Origin of the sequence: Neisseria bacilliformis, from assembly GCF_014055025.1 — a bacterium.
Lineage (GTDB): Bacteria > Pseudomonadota > Gammaproteobacteria > Burkholderiales > Neisseriaceae > Neisseria > Neisseria bacilliformis.
In genome coordinates, this window is sequence record NZ_CP059571.1 from 1,012,195 (window position 1) to 1,033,808 (window position 21,614).

At 61.4% G+C, this 21,614-nt stretch carries 14 protein-coding genes; 7 read left to right on the forward strand and 7 right to left on the reverse strand.

The features are described 5' to 3' along the window. Positions 1-47: 47 nt before the first annotated feature. A complete protein-coding gene (locus H3L91_RS05140; protein ID WP_007342507.1) occupies positions 48-1,985 on the forward strand; it encodes a MacB family efflux pump subunit in 1,938 nt (645 codons plus the stop codon). Positions 1,986-2,052: 67 nt separating this feature from the next. After that, on the forward strand, positions 2,053-3,435 hold the full coding sequence (locus tag H3L91_RS05145) for a TolC family protein (protein ID WP_007342508.1): 1,383 nt from the start codon (positions 2,053-2,055) through the stop codon (positions 3,433-3,435). A 408-nt stretch (positions 3,436-3,843) separates the two neighbouring features. On the opposite strand, the gene H3L91_RS05150 is transcribed toward H3L91_RS05145, so the two are convergent. Continuing rightward, positions 3,844-4,884, reverse strand: a complete 1,041-nt coding sequence (locus tag H3L91_RS05150) for an NAD(P)H-dependent flavin oxidoreductase (RefSeq protein WP_007342509.1) — start codon at positions 4,882-4,884, stop codon at positions 3,844-3,846. A gap of 295 nt (positions 4,885-5,179) precedes the next feature. On the opposite strand from H3L91_RS05150, the gene H3L91_RS05155 reads away from it, so the two are divergent. Then, positions 5,180-6,922 carry a bifunctional alpha/beta hydrolase/class I SAM-dependent methyltransferase gene (locus H3L91_RS05155; RefSeq protein WP_040659451.1) on the forward strand — a complete coding sequence of 581 codons (1,743 nt, stop codon included), beginning with the start codon at positions 5,180-5,182 and terminating at the stop codon, positions 6,920-6,922. A gap of 307 nt (positions 6,923-7,229) precedes the next feature. Further along, positions 7,230-8,567, forward strand: coding sequence for a glutamate--cysteine ligase (gshA, locus tag H3L91_RS05160; RefSeq protein ID WP_007342513.1), 1,338 nt, complete (start codon positions 7,230-7,232; stop codon positions 8,565-8,567). A gap of 99 nt (positions 8,568-8,666) precedes the next feature. On the opposite strand, the gene H3L91_RS05165 is transcribed toward gshA, so the two are convergent. From H3L91_RS05165 to hemF, 3 genes are all read right to left on the reverse strand, one after another. Beyond that, positions 8,667-10,472, reverse strand: a complete 1,806-nt coding sequence (locus H3L91_RS05165) for a PglL family O-oligosaccharyltransferase (protein WP_007342514.1) — start codon at positions 10,470-10,472, stop codon at positions 8,667-8,669. Further along, positions 10,462-10,830, reverse strand: a complete 369-nt coding sequence (locus H3L91_RS05170; protein ID WP_007342515.1) for a DUF2069 domain-containing protein — start codon at positions 10,828-10,830, stop codon at positions 10,462-10,464. The genes H3L91_RS05165 and H3L91_RS05170 overlap by 11 nt, the downstream gene beginning before the upstream one ends. A gap of 354 nt (positions 10,831-11,184) precedes the next feature. After that, entirely contained in the window at positions 11,185-12,093 is a 909-nt protein-coding gene (gene hemF, locus H3L91_RS05175) for an oxygen-dependent coproporphyrinogen oxidase (RefSeq protein ID WP_007342517.1), read from the reverse strand. 99 nt (positions 12,094-12,192) lie between these two features. Here hemF and H3L91_RS05180 point away from each other — a divergent pair, with 99 nt between their 5' ends. Both H3L91_RS05180 and argS read left to right on the forward strand, forming a co-directional pair. Continuing rightward, positions 12,193-12,822, forward strand: coding sequence for a GDSL-type esterase/lipase family protein (locus H3L91_RS05180; protein WP_007342518.1), 630 nt, complete (start codon positions 12,193-12,195; stop codon positions 12,820-12,822). Between the two features lie 107 nt (positions 12,823-12,929). Next, the gene (argS, locus tag H3L91_RS05185) at positions 12,930-14,648 is read left to right on the forward strand and encodes an arginine--tRNA ligase (RefSeq protein WP_007342519.1); all 1,719 of its coding nucleotides are present in this window, start codon (positions 12,930-12,932) and stop codon (positions 14,646-14,648) included. Positions 14,649-15,104: 456 nt separating this feature from the next. Here argS and H3L91_RS05190 read toward each other — a convergent pair whose 3' ends face one another. The 3 genes from H3L91_RS05190 to H3L91_RS05200 all read right to left on the reverse strand — a co-directional run bounded on the left by H3L91_RS05190 (position 15,105) and on the right by H3L91_RS05200 (position 17,275). Then, positions 15,105-15,716 (reverse strand): riboflavin synthase, encoded by a 612-nt coding sequence (locus H3L91_RS05190; protein WP_007342522.1) that lies wholly within the window; start codon positions 15,714-15,716, stop codon positions 15,105-15,107. A 180-nt stretch (positions 15,717-15,896) separates the two neighbouring features. Further along, positions 15,897-16,760, reverse strand: coding sequence for a CAF17-like 4Fe-4S cluster assembly/insertion protein YgfZ (gene ygfZ / locus H3L91_RS05195; RefSeq protein ID WP_007342524.1), 864 nt, complete (start codon positions 16,758-16,760; stop codon positions 15,897-15,899). Positions 16,761-16,936: 176 nt separating this feature from the next. Beyond that, a complete protein-coding gene (locus H3L91_RS05200) occupies positions 16,937-17,275 on the reverse strand; it encodes a P-II family nitrogen regulator (RefSeq protein WP_007342525.1) in 339 nt (112 codons plus the stop codon). A 312-nt stretch (positions 17,276-17,587) separates the two neighbouring features. Here H3L91_RS05200 and purL point away from each other — a divergent pair, with 312 nt between their 5' ends. After that, the gene (gene purL / locus H3L91_RS05205; protein ID WP_007342527.1) at positions 17,588-21,589 is read left to right on the forward strand and encodes a phosphoribosylformylglycinamidine synthase; all 4,002 of its coding nucleotides are present in this window, start codon (positions 17,588-17,590) and stop codon (positions 21,587-21,589) included. Positions 21,590-21,614: the final 25 nt, after the last annotated feature.

Here is a 21,614-nt window from a genome sequence, read left to right on the forward strand (position 1 = left end):
TTCAGACGGCCTTGAATCTCTCAAACCATGCTTTATCAGGAAACACCATGAGCTTAATCGAATGTAAAAACATCAACCGCTATTTCGGCAGCGGCGAAAACCGCGTTCATGTTTTGAAAAACGTGAGCCTTTCCATCGAAAAAGGCGATTTTGTCGCCATCATCGGCCAGTCCGGCTCGGGCAAATCCACGCTGATGAACATCTTGGGCTGCCTCGACACCGCCACATCGGGTTCGTATCAGATCGACGGCATCGAAACCTCGAAAATGAATCCCGACGAATTGGCGGGGCTGCGGCGCGAACGCTTCGGCTTTATCTTCCAGCGTTACAACCTCTTGGGCTCGCTGACCGCCCGCGATAACGTCGCCCTGCCCGCCGTGTATATGGGCGCGGCGCACAAAGAGCGTTCCGAACGCGCCGAAAAACTGCTGCACGATTTGGGTTTGCAAAGCAAAGAAAACAACAAACCCAACGAACTCTCCGGCGGCCAGCAGCAGCGCGTGTCCATCGCCCGCGCCCTGATGAACGGCGGCGAAATCATCTTCGCCGACGAACCCACCGGCGCGCTCGACACCGCCAGCGGCAAAAACGTGATGGAAATCATCCACAAGCTGCACGAAGACGGGCACACCGTCATTATGGTAACGCACGACCCCGGTATCGCCGCCAACGCCAACCGCGTGATCGAAATCCGCGACGGCGAAATCATTTCCGACACCGTGAAAAACCCCGACATCCCGCCCAGCAGCGTTGAGCGCGTGAAAGAAAACGCCTCGTGGTCGTTTTATTACGACCAGTTTATGGAAGCCTTCAAAATGTCGGTGCAGGCGATTACCGCGCACAAAATGCGCTCGCTGCTCACCATGCTCGGCATCATCATCGGCATCGCCTCGGTGGTGTCTGTGGTGGCCTTGGGCAACGGCTCGCAGCAGAAAATTTTGGAAGACATCAATTCGATGGGCACGAACACCGTGAGCATTTTCCCCGGTCGCGGCTTCGGCGACCGGCGCAGTGGCCGAATCAAAACACTCACGATTGCCGACGCACAGGCCATCGCCAAACAAGGCTACGTGGCCTCCGTAACCCCGCAAACTTCATCGAGCGGCACACTCACCTACCGCAACACCGACCTCACCGCCATGCTCTACGGCGTGGGCGACCAGTATTTCGACGTGCGCGGCCTCAAACTCGCCTCGGGTCGGCTGTTTGACGAAGACGACATCAAACAGGACGCGCAAGTGGCTGTGGTGGACGACAACGTCAAAACCAAACTCTTCGGCGACGGCGTTGACCCGCTGGGCAAAACCATCCTGTTCAAAAAACGCCCGCTCACCGTGATCGGCGTGCTGCAAAAAGAAGAAAACAACTTCGGCAGCTCCGACTCGCTGATGGTGTGGTCGCCCTACACCACCGTGATGCACCAGATTACCGGCGAAACCTACGCCAGCTCGATTACCGTGAAAATCAAAGACGACGTGAGCAGCCAAGTGGCCGAAAAAAGCCTGACCGAGCTTTTGAAAGCGCGGCACGGCACGGAGGACTTCTTCATGAACAACAGCGACAGCATCAAGCAGATGGTGGAAAAAACCACCGGCACGATGACGCTTTTGATTTCCAGCATCGCCGTGATTTCGCTGGTGGTCGGCGGTATCGGCGTGATGAACATCATGCTCGTGTCCGTAACCGAGCGCACCAAAGAAATCGGCGTGCGCATGGCCATCGGCGCAAGGCGCAGCAACATCTTGCAGCAGTTTCTGATTGAAGCCGTGCTCATCTGCCTCATCGGCGGCCTCATCGGCGTGGGCATTTCGCTGGCTATTGGTGTGTTGTTCAACCAGTTTGTAACCGACTTCCCGATGACCTTCTCCACGCTTTCCATCGTCGGCGCAGTGGTCTGCTCCACCGCCATCGGCGTGGCCTTCGGCTTTATGCCCGCCAACCGCGCCTCCAAACTCAACCCGATCGACGCACTGGCGCAGGATTAAACTTTTTCAGACGGCCTTTTGGGTTTGAATATCAAAAGGCCGTCTGAAACTTAAACGGAATTACATCATGCAAACCAAACCCCTCTTTCAGACGACCTCCGTCCTCATCCTTGCCGCTGTATTGAGCGGCTGCGCCGTGCACAGCACCGAGCAGGCACTCACGCTTGAATCCACGGGCAAAGTGATGTCTGCTGCCGAAGCCGCCGAGCGTTACGACGTAAACGGGAACTGGTGGGAAATCTACCAAAGCCCGCAGCTTAACGCGCTGACCGAGCAGGCTCTGGCCAATAATATCGACCTGAAACAGGCCGCCATCAGCGTCAACAAAGCCCTGTATCAGGCCAATATTCTCGGCGCGGACTTAGTGCCCAAATTCAGCGGCGCACTCAACGCCTCCACCTCGAAAAACCTCAAAACCGGCGATCGCGGCAGCACCTACGGCAGCCAGCTCGGTTTGAGCTACGAGCTGGATTTGTGGCGCAAACTCAGTGCCACCGCCGACGCGCAGGTGTGGGAATATCAGGCCACGCAGCAGGATATGGCCAACACGCGGCTCACGCTGGTGAACAATGTAGCCGACGCTTATTTCAACATCGCCTACCTCAACGAAGCCATGACGCTGGCTGAAAAATCCGTCAGGCAGTATCAGGAAATCGCCCGCATTGCCGACGCAAAATTCCGCCTCGGCCGCGCCGATTCCAGCGAGCCGACGCAGGCGCGCCAATCGCTGCTTTCCGCGCAAAACAGCCTGATTTCGCTGAAAAACAGCCGCGAGGCGCAAATCCAAACCCTGCGCAACCTGCTGAATTTGAAACCAAACGAAACCATCGCCGCCGATCCCGCCGCCTACCGCCTGCCGGGTGTCAAAGGCGTGGATTTGAACGTGCCCATCACCGTATTGGCCAACCGTCCCGATTTGCGCGCCGCCGAATACCGCGTGCAGTCTTCCCTGCAATCGCTCACCGCGCAAAAACGAAGCTGGTATCCGAGCATCACACTGGGCGCGACTTTGAGCACCTCGTCCAACCAAGCCAAAAGCGCGTTCAACGTGCCCATGCTGGGCGGCACGGTGGCGGTCAACCTGCCGTTTCTCAACTGGAACACTTTGAAATGGAACGATAAAACCGCGCAGGCCAATTTCGACAACGCCCGCCTCTCGTTTGAAAAAGCCCTCACCACCGCGCTCAACGAAGTCAACACCAATTATCTGGCCTACCAAAACGCCCAAGCCCAGCTTGCCAACCAAGAGCAGCGTTACACACTCGACCGCAAAAACAGCCGCTACTACCAAGTGCGCTACCAACACGGCAAAAACGAGCTTAAAGACTGGATCTCCGCGCTGAACAGCGAATACGGCACGGCGCAAAACGTGCTGAACCAGCGTTACGAAACCCTGAAATACGAAAACATGGTCTATAAAGCCATGGCGGGGCGTTACACGCCGAAATAAGCCGCGTACGCGGAAAGAAAGGCCGTCTGAAAAAGCATTCGGACGGCCTCTGCCGTTGGGCGGTTGTAGGTCGGATACTTGTATCCGACGTTTTCCCGCAGGGGAAATCCCGTCGTGCGGAATATCGGATACAAGTATCCGACCTACGGCTAAGGCAGGGTGTGCGGCGCAAGCCACGTACGCGGTTTGGGTTTTGGAAAACGCGCGGATGCGTTGTGTGGCAAAGACCGTGTGCGCCGCCTTTGGGCGACACACCTTGCGTCAGATTCGGCATGGGTCAGATGTGAAACAGGCCGTCTGAAAAACAAAGATGTAGGCTGGGCTTCAGCCCGGCAAAATCCGGCAAAATATCGAATAAATAGCGAGTTGTCCGGGCTGATATACGTTTTCAGACGGCCTGTTTGCCGTTCAAGCCAAGCCCGCCGCCAGGCGTGCGACGATTTGCGCCGCGCTGCCGGGGCGGCAGCGGGCGGCGTTTTGTCCCGCCCAAAACGGGGTGAAGTCGAACGAGCCCTGCGCTTCGGCGGCGGCGCGCAGGGCGTTGGCGGCGGCACCGGCCAGCGGGAAGGGCAGGGCGGCGGGGTGCATGGCGCGGGTTTCGCGCATGAAGCGGTTGGTGATGCCGCGTGCCGCGCCGCCGCTGAACAGGTTGGTCAGGGCGGTGTCTTCGGGCTGCGCGCTTTGCAGCGCGGCGCGGTGGGCGGGACGGGTGAGGGCTTCGTCGGCCAGCAGGAAGGCCGTGCCCACCTGCACCGCCGCCGCGCCCAAGGCCATGGCCGCGCGGACGGCGGCCGCGTCGGCGATGCCGCCCGCCGCAATCACGGGCAGGCGCACGGCGCGGGTGATGGCCGCCAGCAGGGCGAAGATGCCGCTCTGGCTGTTCCAGTCCTGCGTGAGAAACCAGCCTCGGTGGCCGCCCGCCTCCCAGCCTTGGGCGATAACGGCGTCCGCGCCGCGCGCTTCGAGATAACGCGCTTCGGCCACGGTGGTCGCGCTGGCCCAAACTTCCGCGCCGGTCTGTTTTACCCGCGCTAGCGCGGCATCGTCGGGCAGGCCGAAATGGAAGCTGACGACGCTCGGGCGGTAGCGTTCCACCAGATGCAGGGCGGTTTCGTCGAACGGTTGCCGTCCGCTGCCGGCGGGGATGTTGTCTGCGTTCAAACCGAATTCGTCGAAAAACGGCCGCAGCGCATCGTGCCACGCCTGCCGCTGCGTTTCGTCCGCCTGCGGCGTGCGGTGGGCGAAGAAGTTGGCGTTGTAAGGCCGCCCCTGCGCCTGTGCGTTCATGTCGCGCAGGGCGGCTTCGAGCGCGTCGGGGGCGTAGGCGGCGCAGGCGAGCGAGCCGAGGCCGCCGGCGCGGCACACGGCCAGCGGCAGGGCGGTGTCGTGGGCGAAGGCCATCGGGGCTTGGATAATCGGGTAGGGCAGGGCAGGGAGGACGCGGGACACGGGTTTCTCCTTTTGTTTTGCGTTGTCGGGAGGCGCAGTATAGCAGAGGCCGTCTGAAAAACCGTTGCCGTTTTTGGCTGCGCCGAAGCTGCGTTTTCAGACGGCCTCTGCCGTTGGGTAGGTGTGGCGCAGCTCGGGGCGACACACCTGCCTTGGGTTCGGCACGGGTGGGATGGAACAGGCCGTCTGAAAACGGATGAATGGGTTTTGGCTGCGCTTTCAGACGGCCTGTTGCGCCGCGCAAACCGCCGTGATAATGTTTCCGGCATTTTTCCGCACCCAAAAGGAGCCTGCCATGCAGGAGCAGCAAAAAACCTTCCAAACCGCCGACGGCACCGAACTGTTCTACCGCTACCGCCCCGCCCAAAACGGCAGAGGCGACAAAGCCGTTGTTCTGTTTCATCGCGGCCACGAGCATTCCGGTCGCATGATGTTTGTGGCCGACGAGCTCGGCTTCGACGATTTCGCCTGTTTCGCGTGGGACGCGCGCGGCCACGGCCAAAGCCCCGGCGAGCGCGGCGACAGCCCGAGCATCGGCACCTCTGTCGCCGACGTGGACGACTTCATCCGCCACATCCGTGCCGAATACGGCATCGCGCCGGAAAACATCTGCGTGATTGCCCAAAGCGTCGGCGCGGTGTTGGTGTCGGCCTGGCTGCACGACTACGCGCCGAAAATCCGCTGCGCCGTGCTCGCCTCGCCCGCGTTCAAAGTGAAACTGTATGTTCCCTTCGCCCGCAGCGGCCTGAAACTGATGCAGAAATATCGCGGCAATTTTTTTGTCAACAGCTACGTTAAGGCGCACTACCTCACCCATAACCGCGAACGCCAGCAAAGCTACGACAGCGACCCCTTGATTACCCGCGCCATCTCCGTGCGCATCCTGCTGGGTTTATACGAGGCCGCCGAGCGCGTGGTGGCCGACGCGCAGGCCGTTACCGTGCCGCTACAGCTGTTGATTTCGGGTGACGACTGGGTGGTACACCACAAACCGCAGCACGATTTTTACAACCGCCTCGGCAGCCGCATCAAAGAGCGGCACATCCTCAAAGGCTTTTACCACGACACCCTCGGCGAAAAAAACCGCGAAACCGCATTTAAAGAAATGCGCCGTTTTATCCGCGAACGCTTCGATTCGCCGCTTGAAATTCCCGACCGCACCCAAGACCACCTGTACAGCGAAAGCCGCCGCGAAGCCGACGAACTCGCCTCCCCGCTGCCCGCCCTCTCGCCGCGCGGCCTGTTCTGGCGCGGCTACCGCGCCGCCATCGGCTTGGGCGCGCGCTGGAGCGAAGGGCTGAAAACCGGCCGGGACACCGGCTTCGATTCGGGCAGCACGCTCGATTACGTTTACCGCAACGAGCCGCAGGGCAGCAACGCCTTCGGCCGCATGATCGACAAACACTATCTCAACGCCGTCGGCTGGCGCGGCATCCGCCAGCGCAAAGCCAACATCGCGCTGGCCGTCCAAACCGCCGCGTGCCTCTTGCGCGAAGCAGGCCGCCCCGTGCACGTGCTCGACATCGCCTCCGGCCACGGCCGCTATGTGCTCGACGCGCTCACCGCCGACAACCTGCCCGATTCCGTGCGCCTGCGCGACTATAGCCCGATCAACGTGGAAGCCGGCCGCAAACTGATCGCCGAACGCGGCCTGGCGCACATCACCACCTTCACCGAAACCGACGCATTCAACCGCGCCAACTACCAAAACCTCAGCCCGCGCCCCACGCTGGGCATCGTCTCCGGCCTGCACGAACTGTTTTCCGACAACGGCTTGGTGATGCAGTCGCTCTACGGCTTCGGCGACGCCATCGAAAGCGGCAACTACCTGATTTACACCGGCCAGCCCTGGCACCCACAGCTCGAAATGATCGCCCGCGCCCTCACCAGCCACAAAGCAGGCAGCCCCGACTGGGTGATGCGCCGCCGCAGCCAGCAGGAAACCGACCAGCTTGTTGAAAAAGCCGGTTTCCGCAAAATCCGCCAGTGGATTGACGACGACGGGATTTTCACCGTCAGCCTTGCCGTGAAGGAATAAGCGGCTTTATATATTGAGGCCGTCTGAAAACCGGTTTACCGGTTTTCAGACGGCCTCTTGCCATGTTTAAGGTAGGGTGTGCCGCCCCGAGGCGACGCACACGGTTTCAGAATGCCTGCGCAACAAAAAATGCGTGCGTTACCGGAGCGGCACACTCTGCCTTGAAGCCGTTTTCAGACGGCCTCAAAGCCAACCGCCCCGCCCCGATATAACCGCCCGCGATAAAGCCCGGCGCAAACCGAACTTGAACCGCCCGCGCCAAGCCCCTATCATGCGCCTTTTTTAACATTCCCCACAGGTGAATCAAATGCCCTTAGCCGTCATGTCCGAAAACCGCCTCGCCGACCTGCAGGCCTTCGAGCGCACCATCCTGTCGCAGCAAACCAAAATCGAAGCCTGGTTCCGCAGCAAATGGAAAGACCACGCCCCGCCGTTTTACGGCTCGGTGGACATCCGCAACGCCGGCTACAAAATGGCCTCCATCGACATGAACCTCTTTCCCGGCGGCTTCAACAACCTCAACCCCCAATTCGTCCAACTCGCCGCCCACGCTGCCCAAGACGCGGTGGAGCGCGCCTGCCCGCAGGCCAAATCCGTGCTCATCGTGCCCGAAAATCACACCCGCAACACCTTCTACCTGCAAAACGTCCATGCCCTCAGCACCATCCTGCGCACCGCAGGCTTTGAAGTGCGCCTGGGCAGCCTCAACCCCGAAATCACCGCACCCACGGAATTCACCACCGCCCTGGGCGACGCCATCACCCTCGAACCGCTGCAACGCACGCGCGGCCGCGTCCACCTCGCCGACGGCTTCTCCCCCTGCCTCATCCTGCTCAACAACGACCTCTCCGCCGGCGTGCCCGACATCCTCAAAGACCTTTCCCAAACCGTCCTCCCGCCCCTGCACGGCGGCTGGACCACCCGCCGCAAAACCGCCCACTTCGCCGCCTACGACACCATAGCCGCCGAATTCGCCGCCCTCATCGGCATCGACGAGTGGCAGATCAACCCCTACTTCGAGCAAATCTCCGGCCTCAACTTCCAAGAACGCGAAGGCGAAGACGCACTGGCCGACGCAGTGAACAGAATGCTGCAAAAAATCCAAGCCAAATACAACGAAAAAGGCATCACCGACACCCCCTTCGTCATCGTCAAAGCCGACGCCGGCACCTACGGTATGGGCGTGATGAGCGTCAAATCCGCCGACGAAGTGCGCGGCCTCAACCGCAAAAACCGCAACAAAATGGCCAAAGTCAAAGAAGGGCTGGAAGTGAGCGAAGTCATCGTACAGGAAGGCATCTACACCTACGAAACCCTGCACGGCGCAGTGTCCGAACCCGTGGTGTACATGATCGACCGCTTCGTCGTCGGCGGCTTCTTCCGCGTCCACGAAGGCCGCGCCGCCGACGAAAACCTCAACGCCACCGGCATGTCCTTCGTCCAGCTCAACCACATCATCCCCGTGGCCGAAACCGACGCCGAAGCCTACAACGACGACTGCGGCCGCCGCGTCTTCGAGCAGTGGCAGGAATTGGGCGTGCCGCAAACCAACGCCGCCGACCCCGACTGCGGCTGCAACCGCCTCTACGTCTACGGCGTGATGGCGCGCCTCTCCCTCCTCGCCGCCGCGCTGGAACTCGAATAAACCGCCCCGCAGGCCGCAACAGCGTAAACCCGAAGCAAAAGGCCGTCTGAAAACCCGTTTTACGGTTTTCAGACGGCCTTTTGCTTGTTTCTTAAAACCCTACGGCCTCGGGCAGCTTTCGGTGCGGGGTTTGAGTTTCTGGTATTCGTTGCAGGCGCGGTAGAGGTCGGGGTAGAGGGGGGCGAAGTGGGGCGAGCGGTGGATTTGGCCGACGTAGTACGGCATCGAGGTGGGGTAGTAGCGGTAGAGTTGGCGCATCCAGCGGGCGGCCTGTTCGGGGTCGCCGGTGCGGTATTGGTAGAGGCCGTATTGCGAGGCGGTGGCGTAGGGGCGGTGGCGCAGGGCGCGGCGGGCGGCTTGCTCCGCCCAGGGTTTGATGACGTTGTCGGCGGGCGAGGCGCGGCGGGTGAGGGAGAGCTCGGCGTAGTAGGCCAAGAGCGGCTCTTTGGCGGCGATGGCGCGCAGGCCGTCGATTTTGCGGCTGACGGCCATGTAGTCGTCGTTTTTGTCGATGCGGGAGAATCGGATGAGCTCGTAATAGGTGAAGCCGAGTTTGACGGCTCCGATGGCGATGACGAGGGCGGCGGCGGCGGGCAGCAGGGCGGGTATGCCCCAGGCCGTCTGAAAGGGGCGGCGGCCGGCAGGGGCGGGGGCAATGCCGACCATGACGGCGAAGGGGACGAGGAAATAGACGTACCACAGCGGGTATTCGAGCATGCTGTGGCACAGGCTGACGGCCATCAGGGCGAGGGGGAACATGCGTTCGGCATCGGCAGGCCGTCTGAAATAGGGGATGACCAGCCAGAGGAAGCCGCCGAACACCAACAGCGTGCCGACGATGCCCATTTCGGCCAGAAGCTGCAAGACGATGTTGTGCGAGTGGGTGAAGAGGACGCTGATGCCGTTGGGGCTGTAGCCCTGCGGAAATTCGGCGGCGAGGAAGCCTTGCAGCGAGAAGCTGTCCCAGCCGTGGCCGAACAGGGGGGCGGTGAGGAACACGTGCCAGGCGTCGCGCCATTCCAGGTCGCGGGCGGACATGGCGAACGAGCTGCCGCCGACGCGCTGCAAGGCGGTTTCCACCGGCGCGCCGCCGAGCCAGCCGAGCAGGGTGTTGAGCGAGAGCTGCACCGCCACCACCGCCGCCAGCGAGAAGGCGAAGGCGGCGAACAGGCGGTTGCCCGCTTTGCCCTGCCGCAGCCGCCACAGTACCGCCAAAGCGGCCACCGCCGCCACATACAGCAACATGGTGCGCGAGTTGACCAGCCCCAGCGTGCCTGCCAGATACAAAACCAGCGGCAGGGCGAAGGCAGTGTGCAGCCTGCGGCCGCCCCACAGGTAGGCGGCGGCCACCAGCGCCCACATCAGATAATGCCCCAGATGGTTGCGCTGGCCGAGCTGGCCGGTGATGTTGTTTTTCGCACCGGCGGCCAGATAGCCGGTGAAGTGCGCCGCCCAGCCCAGATACTGCATCACCGCCACCGCCGCCTGCAAACAGCCGCCGACAAGCAGTGCCCAGGCCAGCGCGTCGGCAACTTTTTCCTGCCCCAGCGACAGCACCCAGCCCCGGCACGCCCACAACGTCAGCGCGAGCACGGCAAACGTCCACACCGCCATATCGGACATGCCGAAATAATCCAGCCCCATTACCCGCGCCTGCACATGCCAGAACAGCGCGAGCGCGCAAAAATAAGCCGTGCCGCGCGGCGGCAGTACGTTCAGACGGCCTGCGGCGAAGGTGAGCAGCACAAACAGCAGCGCGAGCAGCAGCGCGCCGCTTTCCAGATAGAAGCCCGGCTGCGGCCCGATGCGCAGGATGGACAGGAAGGGCACGGTGCAAATCAGGCCAAAGGCGGCCAGCAGCAGGGCGAAACCCGCGCGGCTTGCGCCCGGAAATTCAGTGTTCACCGCCTGCTCCTTTCCGCGCGCTGCGCACAAACCACAGGCAGCCGGCGAAATAGCCCGCGCACAAGGCAGCCGCCGCCGCCGCGCACAGGCGCGAGGCCGCCGACACGTCTGCCAGCCGCATCACCGCCTCGGCGAAATACAGCAGAATCAGCATGCACGACCATTGGAAGGTGTACACCCGCCCTTTGAGCACGCCCGAGAGCGGCAGGCACAGCGGCAGGGCTTTCAAAGCCAGCCACGAGCCGCCTTCCCGCAGCGGCGCGAGCCACAGCTCCCAGGCCAGGCACAGCGCAATCAGCGCAATCAGGCAGAACGCCGCCAGATACTGCGGCCGCCGCGCGTCGTTTGGAACATCCATAATCGAAACCGCCTTGTCGGAGGCCGTCTGAAAACTGCGCTTTCAGACGGCCTGTTGGCAAACAAAAAAACAAGCCGCAACAGGCGGCCGCAAAGGGGGCGGATTATAACCGAAAAGGCCGTCTGAAAATCCGCAGGACAGGTTTTGCCCCGCCATTGCATGCGGTCTTGCCGGATAAGGGACAGGCCGTCTGAAAGCGCGGTTTCGTTGTTGGGGTAGGGTGTGTGGCGAAAGCCACGCACGCGGTTGCGGATTTGCGGGGAAACGCGCGGATTTGTTGGGAGGTAGAAACCGCGTGCGTCGCCTCGGGGCGACACACCCTACGTCAGGTTCGGCCTGTGGCGGGCGAAACGCTTACCCCAGTTTCGCGAGCCAGTCGCGCGGTTTCAGATAGTCCTGCAAACGCGCTTCCGCGCTGCCCGCTTCGGGCGCGTAGCCGTATTCGAAACGCACCAAGGGCGGCAGCGACATCAAAATGCTTTCGGTGCGCCCGCCGCTTTGCAGGCCGAAGTGGGTGCCGCGGTCGAACACTAAGTTAAATTCGACGTAGCGGCCGCGGCGGTAGAGTTGGAACTGCCGTTCGCGCTCGCCGTGGGGCGTGTGTTTGCGACGGGCGACGATGGGGCGGTAGGCTGCGGTATAGGCTTCGCCGGTTTGGCGGATAAAGTCGAGACAGGTGGCGAAGTCCCAGCGGTTCAGGTCGTCGAAAAACAGGCCGCCGACGCCGCGCGTTTCGCCTCGGTGCGGCAGGTAGAAATATTCGTCGCACCATTTTTTGTATTCGGCATAAAGGCCGTCTGAAAACCTGTCGCACAGCTTTTTCGCCGTTTGGTGCCAGTGCAGGATGTCTTCGTCAAACGGATAAAACGGCGTGAGGTCGAAGCCGCCACCGAACCACCAAACCGGCTCTTCCCCCTGCGGGCGGGCGCAGAAAAAGCGCACGTTGGCATGGCTGGTCGGCACATAGGGGTTGCGTGGGTGGATAACCAGCGACACGCCCGCCGCTTCAAAGGCCGCGCCCGCCAGCTCGGGGCGGCCTGCGGTGGCGGAGGCGGGCATCACGCCGCCTTTGACGTGGGAGAAGTTGACGCCCGCCTGCTCGAACACCGCGCCTTGTTTGAGCACGCGGCTCTCGCCTGTGCCGAGGCGGCTTTGCCAGTGTTCGCCGAGAAACACCGCGCCGTTTTCCTCCTCGGCTTCCAGCGCGGCGCAGATGTGGTTTTGCAGGGTACGCAATACGTTTAAGACGGCCTGAATATCCATGTTTTTTCCTTTTGTTGCGGTTGGCGGCGGATTATAGCGGAACGGGCGGGCGGTTTGCCTGTATCATCCGCCGCTTTCTCCACGGATACGGAACACGCCATGCCCCTCACCCGCCGCCGCTTCCTCGCCCTCGCCGCCGCGCTGGCCGCAGCCGCCTGCACCAAAACCGCCCGCCATGCCGCCATTTCGCGCGGCAGCACGGTTGTGGCCTTGGGCGACTCGCTCACCTACGGCTACGGTGCGCCGCCCGAAGCCGCCTATCCCGTGCGCCTTGCCGCCATCACGGGCTGGAAGGTCGTCAACGGCGGCGTGTCGGGCGACACTTCCGCGCAGGCTCTGGCGCGTCTGCCCGCGCTGCTCAAACGCGCGCCCAAGCTGGTGTTGCTCGGCATCGGCGGCAACGACTTCCTGCACCGCCTGCCCGAAAGCGACACCCGCCGCCATATCGGCGACACCATCGCCGCCGTGCAGGGCGCGGGCGTGCCGATCGTGCTGATTGCCGAACCGAAACCCGGCCTCGGCGCGCTGGTCGGCAGCCTGTCCGACCATCCGCTGTATGCCGGTTTGGCCGAAAAATACCGCGTGCCGCTGTTTGCCGACGGCTGGTCGCACATCCTGAGCGACGGCGCGCTCAAATCCGATGCCATTCACGCCAACGCCGAGGGTTATGCCCTGTTTGCCGAACGGTTGGCGGCGTTTTTGCAGAAGCAGGGATTTTGGCGCGGCTAAACCTTTCCCAAACCTTTTCAGACGGCCTTTCGGGTAAAATGCCGCGTTTTCACATTGAAGAGGCCGTCTGAAAACCTTTTCAGACGGCCTGAACGAAAGAGCAAACCATGAATCTACACCAAACCGTCGAGCGCGAAGCCGCCGCCGCCTTTGCCGCCGCAGGCATCGCCGGTGCCAATGTCGTGCTCCAACCGGCCAAAAACGCTGATTTCGGCGACTACCAAATCAACGGCGTGATGGGCGCGGCCAAGCAGGCCAAGCAAAATCCGCGCGAGCTGGCGCAAAAGGTAGCCGACGCTCTCGCAGGCAATGCTGTGATTGAAAGCGCACAAGTGGCCGGGCCGGGCTTTATCAACCTGCGTCTGCGCCCCGATTTTCTCGCCGAACACGTTCAGACGGCCTTAAACGACCCGCGCTGCGGCGTGGCGAAAAAAGATACGCCGCAAACCGTGGTTATCGATTATTCCTCGCCCAACCTCGCCAAAGAAATGCACGTCGGCCATTTGCGCTCCAGCATCATCGGCGACAGCATCTCGCGCGTGCTCGAATTTGCGGGCGACACCGTCATCCGCCAAAACCACGTCGGCGACTGGGGCACGCAGTTCGGCATGCTGGTGGCCTATATGGTGGAACAGCAAAAAGACAATGCCGCGTTTGAACTCTCTGATTTGGAACAGTTTTACCGCGCCGCCAAAGTGCGCTTCGACGAAGACGCAGCCTTTGCCGACACCGCGCGCGAGTATGTCGTCAAGCTGCAAGGCGGCGATGAAAACGTGTTGAAACTGTGGCAGCAGTTTGTCGAAATCTCGCTCGGCCACGCACAGGCGGTTTACGACACGCTCGGCCTGAAACTCACGCCGGCCGATGTGGCGGGCGAATCGAAATACAACCCCGAATTGCAAAACACGGTGGACGATTTAGTGCGGCAGGGTTTGGCCGTTGAAGACGACGGCGCGAAAGTCGTGTTTCTCGACGAATTTAAAAACAAAGAAGGCGAACCGGCCGCGTTTATCGTGCAGAAACAAGGCGGCGGCTTCCTTTACGCCTCCACCGACCTGGCCTGTCTGCGCTACCGCGTCGGCACGCTCCACGCCGACCGCCTGCTGTATGTGGTTGACCACCGCCAAGCCCTGCACTTCGAGCAGCTTTTCGCCACCTCGCGCAAAGCAGGCTATCTGCCCGACAGCGTGAAAGCCGAATTTGTCGGCTTCGGCACAATGATGGGCAAAGACGGCCGCCCGTTCAAAACCCGTTCGGGCGACACCGTGAAACTGGTTGATTTGCTTGACGAAGCAGTCGAACGCGCCGCCGCGCTGGTGAAAGAAAAAAATCCCGATTTGGGCGCAGACGACGCGGCAAAAATCGCCCAAACCGTCGGCATCGGCGCGGTGAAATACGCCGATTTGAGCAAAAACCGCACCAGCGATTACATATTCGACTGGGACGCAATGCTCTCGTTTGAAGGCAACACCGCACCCTACCTGCAATACGCCTACACCCGCGTACAAAGCGTGTTCCGCAAAGCGGAAGAATGGGACGCGGCGGCCGATTTGGTCTTGACCGAACCGGCAGAAAAACAGCTTGCGCTCGAACTTCTGAAATTTGAAGACGTATTGCAAAGCGCGGCCGACACCGGCTACCCGCACTATCTGGCCGCCTACCTCTACCAGCTTGCCACCCTGTTTTCGCGCTTCTACGAAGCCTGCCCCATCCTCAAAGCCGAAGGCACAGCACGCAACAGCCGCCTGCAACTGGCAAGGCTCACCGGCAACATCCTGAAACAGGGCTTGGAGCTGTTGGGGATTGAAGTGCTGGAAGTGATGTAAACCGCCCGCTGCAAACAAAAGAGACCGTCTGAAAACCGGTAAAACGGTTTTTCAGACGGCCTCTGTTATGAGGTAGGGTGTCGCCCCAATGCGACGCACGCGTTTTCTGCCGCGCAAGGTGTTGAGACCGTCTGAAAACAGGTAGGTCGGATATTTATGCCCGACATTTCTCAAATTTTCCGCTGTCTGCCGGTCGGGCATAAATGCCCGACCTACGAGAGAGAGGCCGTATGAAACTTTATCCCGTCATTCCCGCGCGGGCGGGAATTTTGTTTGGTGTCCGACAATTCATGAATAAACAAAAAGTTGCCTGATGCCCGACAAGATTCCCGCCTGCGCGGGAATGACGGCGTTTTTTGGTTTGATGACGGCGTTTTTGCTTTCGGCTGCGCCGAAGCCGCGTTTTGACTTTGTTGACGCCACGCTTTCAGACGGCCTCTTGCCGTTGCCGCGCCCTTACGCCCGCTGTGCCAGCACGCGGGCGACGGTGTCGACGACGGCCTGGGTTTGCGGGTCGGCTTCGAGATTGACGGCGTCGCCCGCCTGGCGTGTGCCGAACAGGGTGCGTTGCAGGGTTTCGGGGATGAGGTGGACGGAGAATTCGGTGTCGGACACGTCGCCGACGGTGAGGCTGCATCCGTCCAGTCCGACGAAGCCTTTGGGCAGAATATAGGGGCGCACGGCTGCGGGCAGGGCGAACCACATGGCGGTGTTGTGCGCGCCGCGTTTGATGCGGGTGATGGCGGCGGTGCAGGTGATGTGGCCGCTCATCAGGTGGCCGCCGATTTCGTCGCCGATGCGGGCGGCGCGTTCCAGATTCACCATGTCGCCGGTTTTCAGACGGCCTAAGTTGGTTTTGGCCAGCGTCTCGTCCATCAGGTCGAAGGCCGCCTGCCGCCCGTTTGCGGCGGCGATGGTGAGGCAGCAGCCGTTGTGGGCGACCGACGCGCCGGTTTGCAGGCCGTGCGCCATGTGTTCGGGCAGCTCGACGGTGTGGCGGCGGAAGTCGGGGGCGGGCTGTTCGATGAGGACGACGCGCCCCATGCCTTGTACGATGCCTGTGAACATTGTGGTTTTCCTTGCAGGGGTTGTGGGTTGGCAGATATGGCGGAACAAATTTGCGTAGGGTGGGTCTTGACCCACCGTTTTCATCGGCACCGGTATGGCGGGGCAAGACCCGCTATACATCATGCTGCCCTGTTTTGAGGCCGTCTGAAAATGTTTTTTCAGACGGCCTCAATAGTCGGTTTACGCCTCTTTTTCCGCAGTATTGAAGAAAATCTGACGCTGCGTCAGTGTGTTACCGGATGCGTCGGTGAGCGTGCCTTCGGCCGCGCTGTGTTTGATGACGGCGAGGCTGAGGCGGCCTTCGGGGGTGTCGGCGCAGTTGATGACGGTGCCGGCTTCGGTCAAGTCCTGCAATACGGCCGCGCCCGCTTCGACGCTGCCGCCGAAGAGTACGGCGAGGCCGCGTTTGACCTGGCCGCGATACTGGGCGCGGGCGATGATTTCCTGGCCGGGGTAGCAGCCTTTTTTGAAGTGCACGCCGCCGATGGTGTGCTGGTTGAGCATCTGCGCGACGCAGCTTTCTTTGGTGGCGGCGCAAATCCACGGATAGCCGCTGCGGATTTCGTGCAGTTTCCAGGCGTTTTCGGCGGCGGCGTCGTGCGCGGGCAGGACGGCGGTTTCGCCGGTCAGGAACATGCCGCCGTGCGGCAGGGGGATTTCGATGAGGCCGTCTGAAAGATGAAACGGGAAGCTCAGCTGCGGTTCGGCGGCGGGCTGCGGGACGGTGCCGTCGGGCAGGCGGCCTGCCGCGCCGTGGTTTTCGAGGATTTCAAACGACACTTTGGCGCGCAGCACGAACATGCGCAGGCGTTTGACCACGGCTTCGGCGAGGTCGGAGGCGAGCACCAGCAGGAGTTCGCCGCCGGTGTTGGCAACAATCATATTGGCGATGACGCGGCCTTTGGGAGTGTTGTAGGTGGCGTAGCAGGCTTCGCCTTCGGCGAGGGCTTCGATGTGGTTGGAGAGCTGGCCGTGCAGGAAGGAGGCGCGGTCGTCGCCGGTGGCGCGGATAACGGCGAAAAAGGGCAGAAGCGAGGTGTGCATGGGGAATCCTTGTGGGGGTCGGTGGGCGGAAAGGGCGCGTATTGTAACGCCTGCGGCGGCGGCCTCAAACGGCAGGCCGTCTGAAAAAGGCCGTCCCCGCCTGCGCGGGGATGACGTTTCTGAAAAACGCGGCGGCGCGGCGGTAAGCGGTTTTTCAGACGGCCTTTGCGGGCGTTTTACACGGCGGCGTCGTCGCGCTCGCCGGTGCGGATGCGCACGGCTTCCTCCACCGGCAGGATGAAGATTTTGCCGTCGCCGATTTTGCCGGAGCGGGCGGTTTCGATGATGACGTCCACCGCCTGCTCGACCTGCTCGTCGCGCAAAACCATCTCGATTTTGACTTTGGGCAGGAAATCGACGGCGTATTCCGCGCCGCGATACACTTCGGTGTGGCCTTTCTGGCGGCCGAAGCCTTTGACTTCGGTTACCGTCATGCCGGTGATGCCGATGTCGGTGAGGGCTTCGCGCACGTCGTCGAGTTTGAAGGGCTTGATGATGGCTTCGATTTTTTTCATGGGATACCTGTGATGTTGCGGGTCGGAAACGGGTTTGCCAAAGGCGCGGAAAGTAACACAAAGGCCGGTGCGCTTCAATCGGTATCCGTGGCGCAGAGGCCGTCTGAAAAACGCGCCGGGGTGTGTTGGCATTCAGCCTGCGAAGCGGTTTTTTGACGCGGCAGGCGGGTGTTTTCTGCCAAAGACACCACCGCAAGGCTGATTGCCAACACCTCCTCGGATTGTCTGCATTCTTACACGCGCCCCGCGCCAAGCACCGCGCGGCTTGGCGTATAATGCGCGGCTTTGCCAACCCTGTTTTGAAAGTCCCCCATGTCCGTCGTCCTCCCCCTGCGCGGCACCCGCGCCCTTTCTGATTTCCGTGTTGAAAAACTGCTGCAAAAGGCCGCTGCGCTGGGTTTGCCTGTGGCTCAGTTGTCCAGCGAATTTTGGTATTTTGCCGCGTCCGACGCGCCTTTGGCGGCGGATGATGCGGCGAAACTCGAAGCCTTGATCGACGCGCAGAGCGTGGCCGCGCCGCAGCTTTCAGACGGCCTGAATCTGTTTTTGGTTACGCCGCGTTTGGGCACGGTGTCGCCGTGGGCGTCGAAGGCGACGGACATCGCGCACAACTGCGGCCTCTCGCAAATTACCCGTATCGAGCGCGGCATGGCGGTATGGGTGTCAGGCCGTCTGAACGACGAACAAAAACGCCAATGGGCGTCGCTGCTGCACGACCGCATGACCGAGTCGGTATTGCCCGATTTTCAGGCTGCCGAAAAGCTGTTTGCCCACCCCGAAGCACAAACTTTCGCCACGGTGGACGTATTGGGCGGCGGCCGCGACGCGCTGGTCAAAGCCAATACCGAGCTGGGCTTGGCGCTCTCACCCGACGAGATTGATTATCTGGTGGAAAACTATCGCGCGTTGAACCGCAATCCGTCAGATGTTGAACTGATGATGTTCGCGCAGGCCAACTCGGAGCATTGCCGCCACAAGATTTTCAACGCTGATTTTATTTTGAACGGCGAAGCGCAGGCGAAATCCCTGTTCCGCATGATCCGCGACACCCACGAGGCGCACCCCGAGGGCACGGTGGTGGCCTATAAAGACAATGCGTCGATTATCGAGGGCGCGAAAATCCGGCGTTTTTATCCGCATGCGGCGGAAAATCAGGGCTACCGTTTCGCCGAGGAAGACACGCACATCCTGATGAAAGTGGAAACCCACAACCACCCCACCGCCATCGCGCCTTTTGCCGGCGCGGCCACCGGCGCGGGCGGCGAAATCCGCGATGAGGGCGCAACCGGTCGCGGCGCACGGCCGAAAGCGGGTTTGACCGGCTTTACCGTGTCCAACCTCAATATCCCGGGCTTTGCGCAGCCGTGGGAGCAGCCCTACGGCAAACCCGGCCATCTGGCTTCTGCGCTGGATATTATGATCGACGGCCCCATCGGCGGCGCGGCGTTTAACAACGAATTCGGCCGCCCCAATCTCTTGGGCTATTTCCGCACCTTTGAGCAGGAGTTTGACGGCCAAATGCGCGGCTACCACAAGCCGATTATGATTGCCGGCGGCTTGGGCAACATCCAGGCGCAGCAGACGCATAAAAACGAAATCCCCGAAGGCGCGTTGTTAATCCAACTCGGCGGCCCGGGGATGCTGATTGGTTTGGGCGGCGGCGCGGCTTCTTCGATGGACACCGGCAGCAACGATTCCAGCCTGGATTTCAACTCGGTACAGCGCGGCAACCCCGAAATCGAACGCCGCGCGCAGGAAGTGATCGACCGCTGCTGGCAGCTGGGCGACGCCAATCCGATTATCGCCATTCACGACGTAGGCGCGGGCGGTTTGTCCAACGCCTTCCCCGAATTGGTGAACGACGCAGGGCGCGGCGCGGTGTTTAAGCTGCGCGACGTGCCTCTGGAAGAACACGGTTTAACGCCGCTGCAAATCTGGTGCAACGAAGCGCAGGAGCGTTATGTGTTGTCCGTATTGCCGGAAAATCTCGACACTTTCTCTGCCCTGTGCGAGCGCGAACGCTGCCCGTTTGCCGTAGTCGGCACAGCCACCGACGACGGCCATTTGCAGGTGCGCGACGATTTGTACAGCAACAATCCCGTCGATTTGCCGCTCAACGTGTTGCTCGGCAAACCGCCCAAAACCACGCGCCGCGACGAGACCGTAAGGCCGTCTGAAAACACGAAAACAGGTTTTTCAGGCTGCCAAATCGATTTGAAAGAAGCCGCCTACCGCGTGTTGCGCCTGCCTGCCGTGGCTGCCAAAAACTTCCTGATTACCATTGGCGACCGCAGCGTCGGCGGCCTCACTGCGCGCGACCAGATGGTCGGCCGCTACCAAACGCCGGTGGCCGACTGCGCCGTAACCATGATGGGCTTCGACACCTATCGCGGCGAAGCGATGGCGATGGGTGAAAAACCCGCCGTCGCCCTGTTTGACGCGCCCGCGTCGGGCAGAATGTGCATCGGCGAAGCCATCACCAATCTGGCGGCGGTGAACATCGGCGACATCGGCAACATCAAACTTTCCGCCAACTGGATGGCCGCCTGCGGCAACGCGGGCGAAGATGAAAAACTCTACCGCACCGTGCAGGCCGTGTCCGAAACCTGTCAGGATTTGGGTATCAGCATTCCCGTGGGCAAAGACTCGCTGTCGATGAAAACCGTGTGGCAGGACGATGGCGCGCAAAAATCCGTAACCTCGCCGCTGTCGCTGGTGATTACCGGCTTTGCGCCGGTGGCCGACGTACGCAAAACCGTTACCCCTGAGTTGAAAAATGTAGCCGACAGCGTGTTGCTGTTTATCGATTTGGGCTTCGGCAAAGCCCGCATGGGCGGCTCGGCGCTGGCGCAGGTGTACAACGAAACCGGCGGCGAAGCGCCCGACATCAATAATATAGGCCGTCTGAAAGCGTTTTATGAAGTGATGCAGAAGCTGGTGGCCGAAGACAAACTCTTGGCCTACCACGACCGCAGCGACGGCGGTTTGTTCGCCACGCTCGCGGAAATGGCGTTTGCGGCGCGGGTGGGGCTGGATGTGGACGTGTCCGGCTTTATGCAGGTCAACTCGCTGATCACCAAATGGCCGGACGAAGAAGCCATGCTCCGCTGCCTGTTTAACGAAGAGTTGGGCGCGGTGTTGCAGGTACGCAAAGAAGACGAGGCCGAAATCCACTCCCTCTTCGAGCTCAACCGCGTGGTTACCAATGTCGGCCGTTTTCAGGTAGCCAAGCCCAACGACACAGGCAGCCTGAAAATCAGCTACACCATGCTTACGCCGAAAATGGGCAAAGACGAAAACGGCGAAGACTGCCTGATGGTTGAAAAACGCACCCGCACCGTGTTCAACGAGCCGCTGTTGGATTTGCAAAAAGCCTGGCAGGAAACCTCCCACCAAATCCAGCGCCTGCGCGACAACCCCGAATGCGCCGACAGCGAGTTTGCCCTGTTGGCTGACGACGCGCGCTCCGCCCTGTCTGCCGATTTGACTTTCAACCCGCAAGACGACATCGCCGCGCCGTTTATCCACAGCGGCGCAAAACCGAAAATCGCCGTATTGCGCGAACAGGGCGTCAACGGCCAGGTGGAAATGGCCGCCGCCTTTACCCGCGCGGGCTTCGATGCTTACGACGTGCACATGAGCGACTTGATGGCCGGCCGCGCCAAGCTCGCCGACTTCCAAATGTTCGCCGCCTGCGGCGGATTCAGCTACGGCGACGTACTCGGCGCAGGCGAAGGCTGGGCGAAAACCATCCTGTTCCACCCCGCGCTGCGCGAGCAGTTTGCCGCCTTCTTCGCGCGCCCAGACACCCTCGCGCTGGGCGTGTGCAACGGCTGCCAAATGATGAGCAACCTCGCCGAAATTATCCCCGGCAGCGCAGGCTGGCCGAAGTTCAAACGCAACCGCAGCGAACAGTTTGAAGCCCGTTTGAGCATGGTGGAAGTTGCCAAATCTCCCTCGCTGATTCTGGCCGAAATGCAGGGCAGCCGCCTGCCCGTGGTCGTCAGCCACGGCGAAGGCCGCGCCGATTTCGCCCACTTGGGACGCGACGGCAATTCGGTGTCAGACGGCCTTAACATCGCCCTGCAATACATCGACGGTACCGGCGCCGTTACCCAAACCTACCCGCTCAACCCCAACGGCTCGCCGCAGGGCATCGCCGGCATCACCAACGCCGACGGCCGCATCACCATCATGATGCCCCACCCCGAGCGCGTGTACAAAACCGCGCAAATGAGCTGGCAGCCTGAAAACTGGGGCGAATTGGGCGGCTGGTATCGGATGTTCGCCGCCGCGCGTAAGGTGTTGGGTTAAAACCAAAAAAGGTCGTCTGAAAGAG

What these genes read in the sequence shown, in the direction of transcription:
- argS (WP_007342519.1), top strand. Translation starts at nt 12,930, where the DNA reads ATGAATCTACACCAAACCGTCGAGCGCGAAGCCGCCGCCGCCTTTGCC.
- gshA (WP_007342513.1), top strand. Translation starts at nt 7,230, where the DNA reads ATGCCCTTAGCCGTCATGTCCGAAAACCGCCTCGCCGACCTGCAGGCC.
- H3L91_RS05170 (WP_007342515.1), bottom strand. Translation starts at nt 10,830, where the DNA reads ATGGATGTTCCAAACGACGCGCGGCGGCCGCAGTATCTGGCGGCGTTC.
- H3L91_RS05180 (WP_007342518.1), top strand. Translation starts at nt 12,193, where the DNA reads ATGCCCCTCACCCGCCGCCGCTTCCTCGCCCTCGCCGCCGCGCTGGCC.
- H3L91_RS05155 (WP_040659451.1), top strand. Translation starts at nt 5,180, where the DNA reads ATGCAGGAGCAGCAAAAAACCTTCCAAACCGCCGACGGCACCGAACTG.
- purL (WP_007342527.1), top strand. Translation starts at nt 17,588, where the DNA reads ATGTCCGTCGTCCTCCCCCTGCGCGGCACCCGCGCCCTTTCTGATTTC.
- H3L91_RS05200 (WP_007342525.1), bottom strand. Translation starts at nt 17,275, where the DNA reads ATGAAAAAAATCGAAGCCATCATCAAGCCCTTCAAACTCGACGACGTG.
- ygfZ (WP_007342524.1), bottom strand. Translation starts at nt 16,760, where the DNA reads ATGCACACCTCGCTTCTGCCCTTTTTCGCCGTTATCCGCGCCACCGGC.
- H3L91_RS05145 (WP_007342508.1), top strand. Translation starts at nt 2,053, where the DNA reads ATGCAAACCAAACCCCTCTTTCAGACGACCTCCGTCCTCATCCTTGCC.
- hemF (WP_007342517.1), bottom strand. Translation starts at nt 12,093, where the DNA reads ATGGATATTCAGGCCGTCTTAAACGTATTGCGTACCCTGCAAAACCAC.
- H3L91_RS05140 (WP_007342507.1), top strand. Translation starts at nt 48, where the DNA reads ATGAGCTTAATCGAATGTAAAAACATCAACCGCTATTTCGGCAGCGGC.
- H3L91_RS05190 (WP_007342522.1), bottom strand. Translation starts at nt 15,716, where the DNA reads ATGTTCACAGGCATCGTACAAGGCATGGGGCGCGTCGTCCTCATCGAA.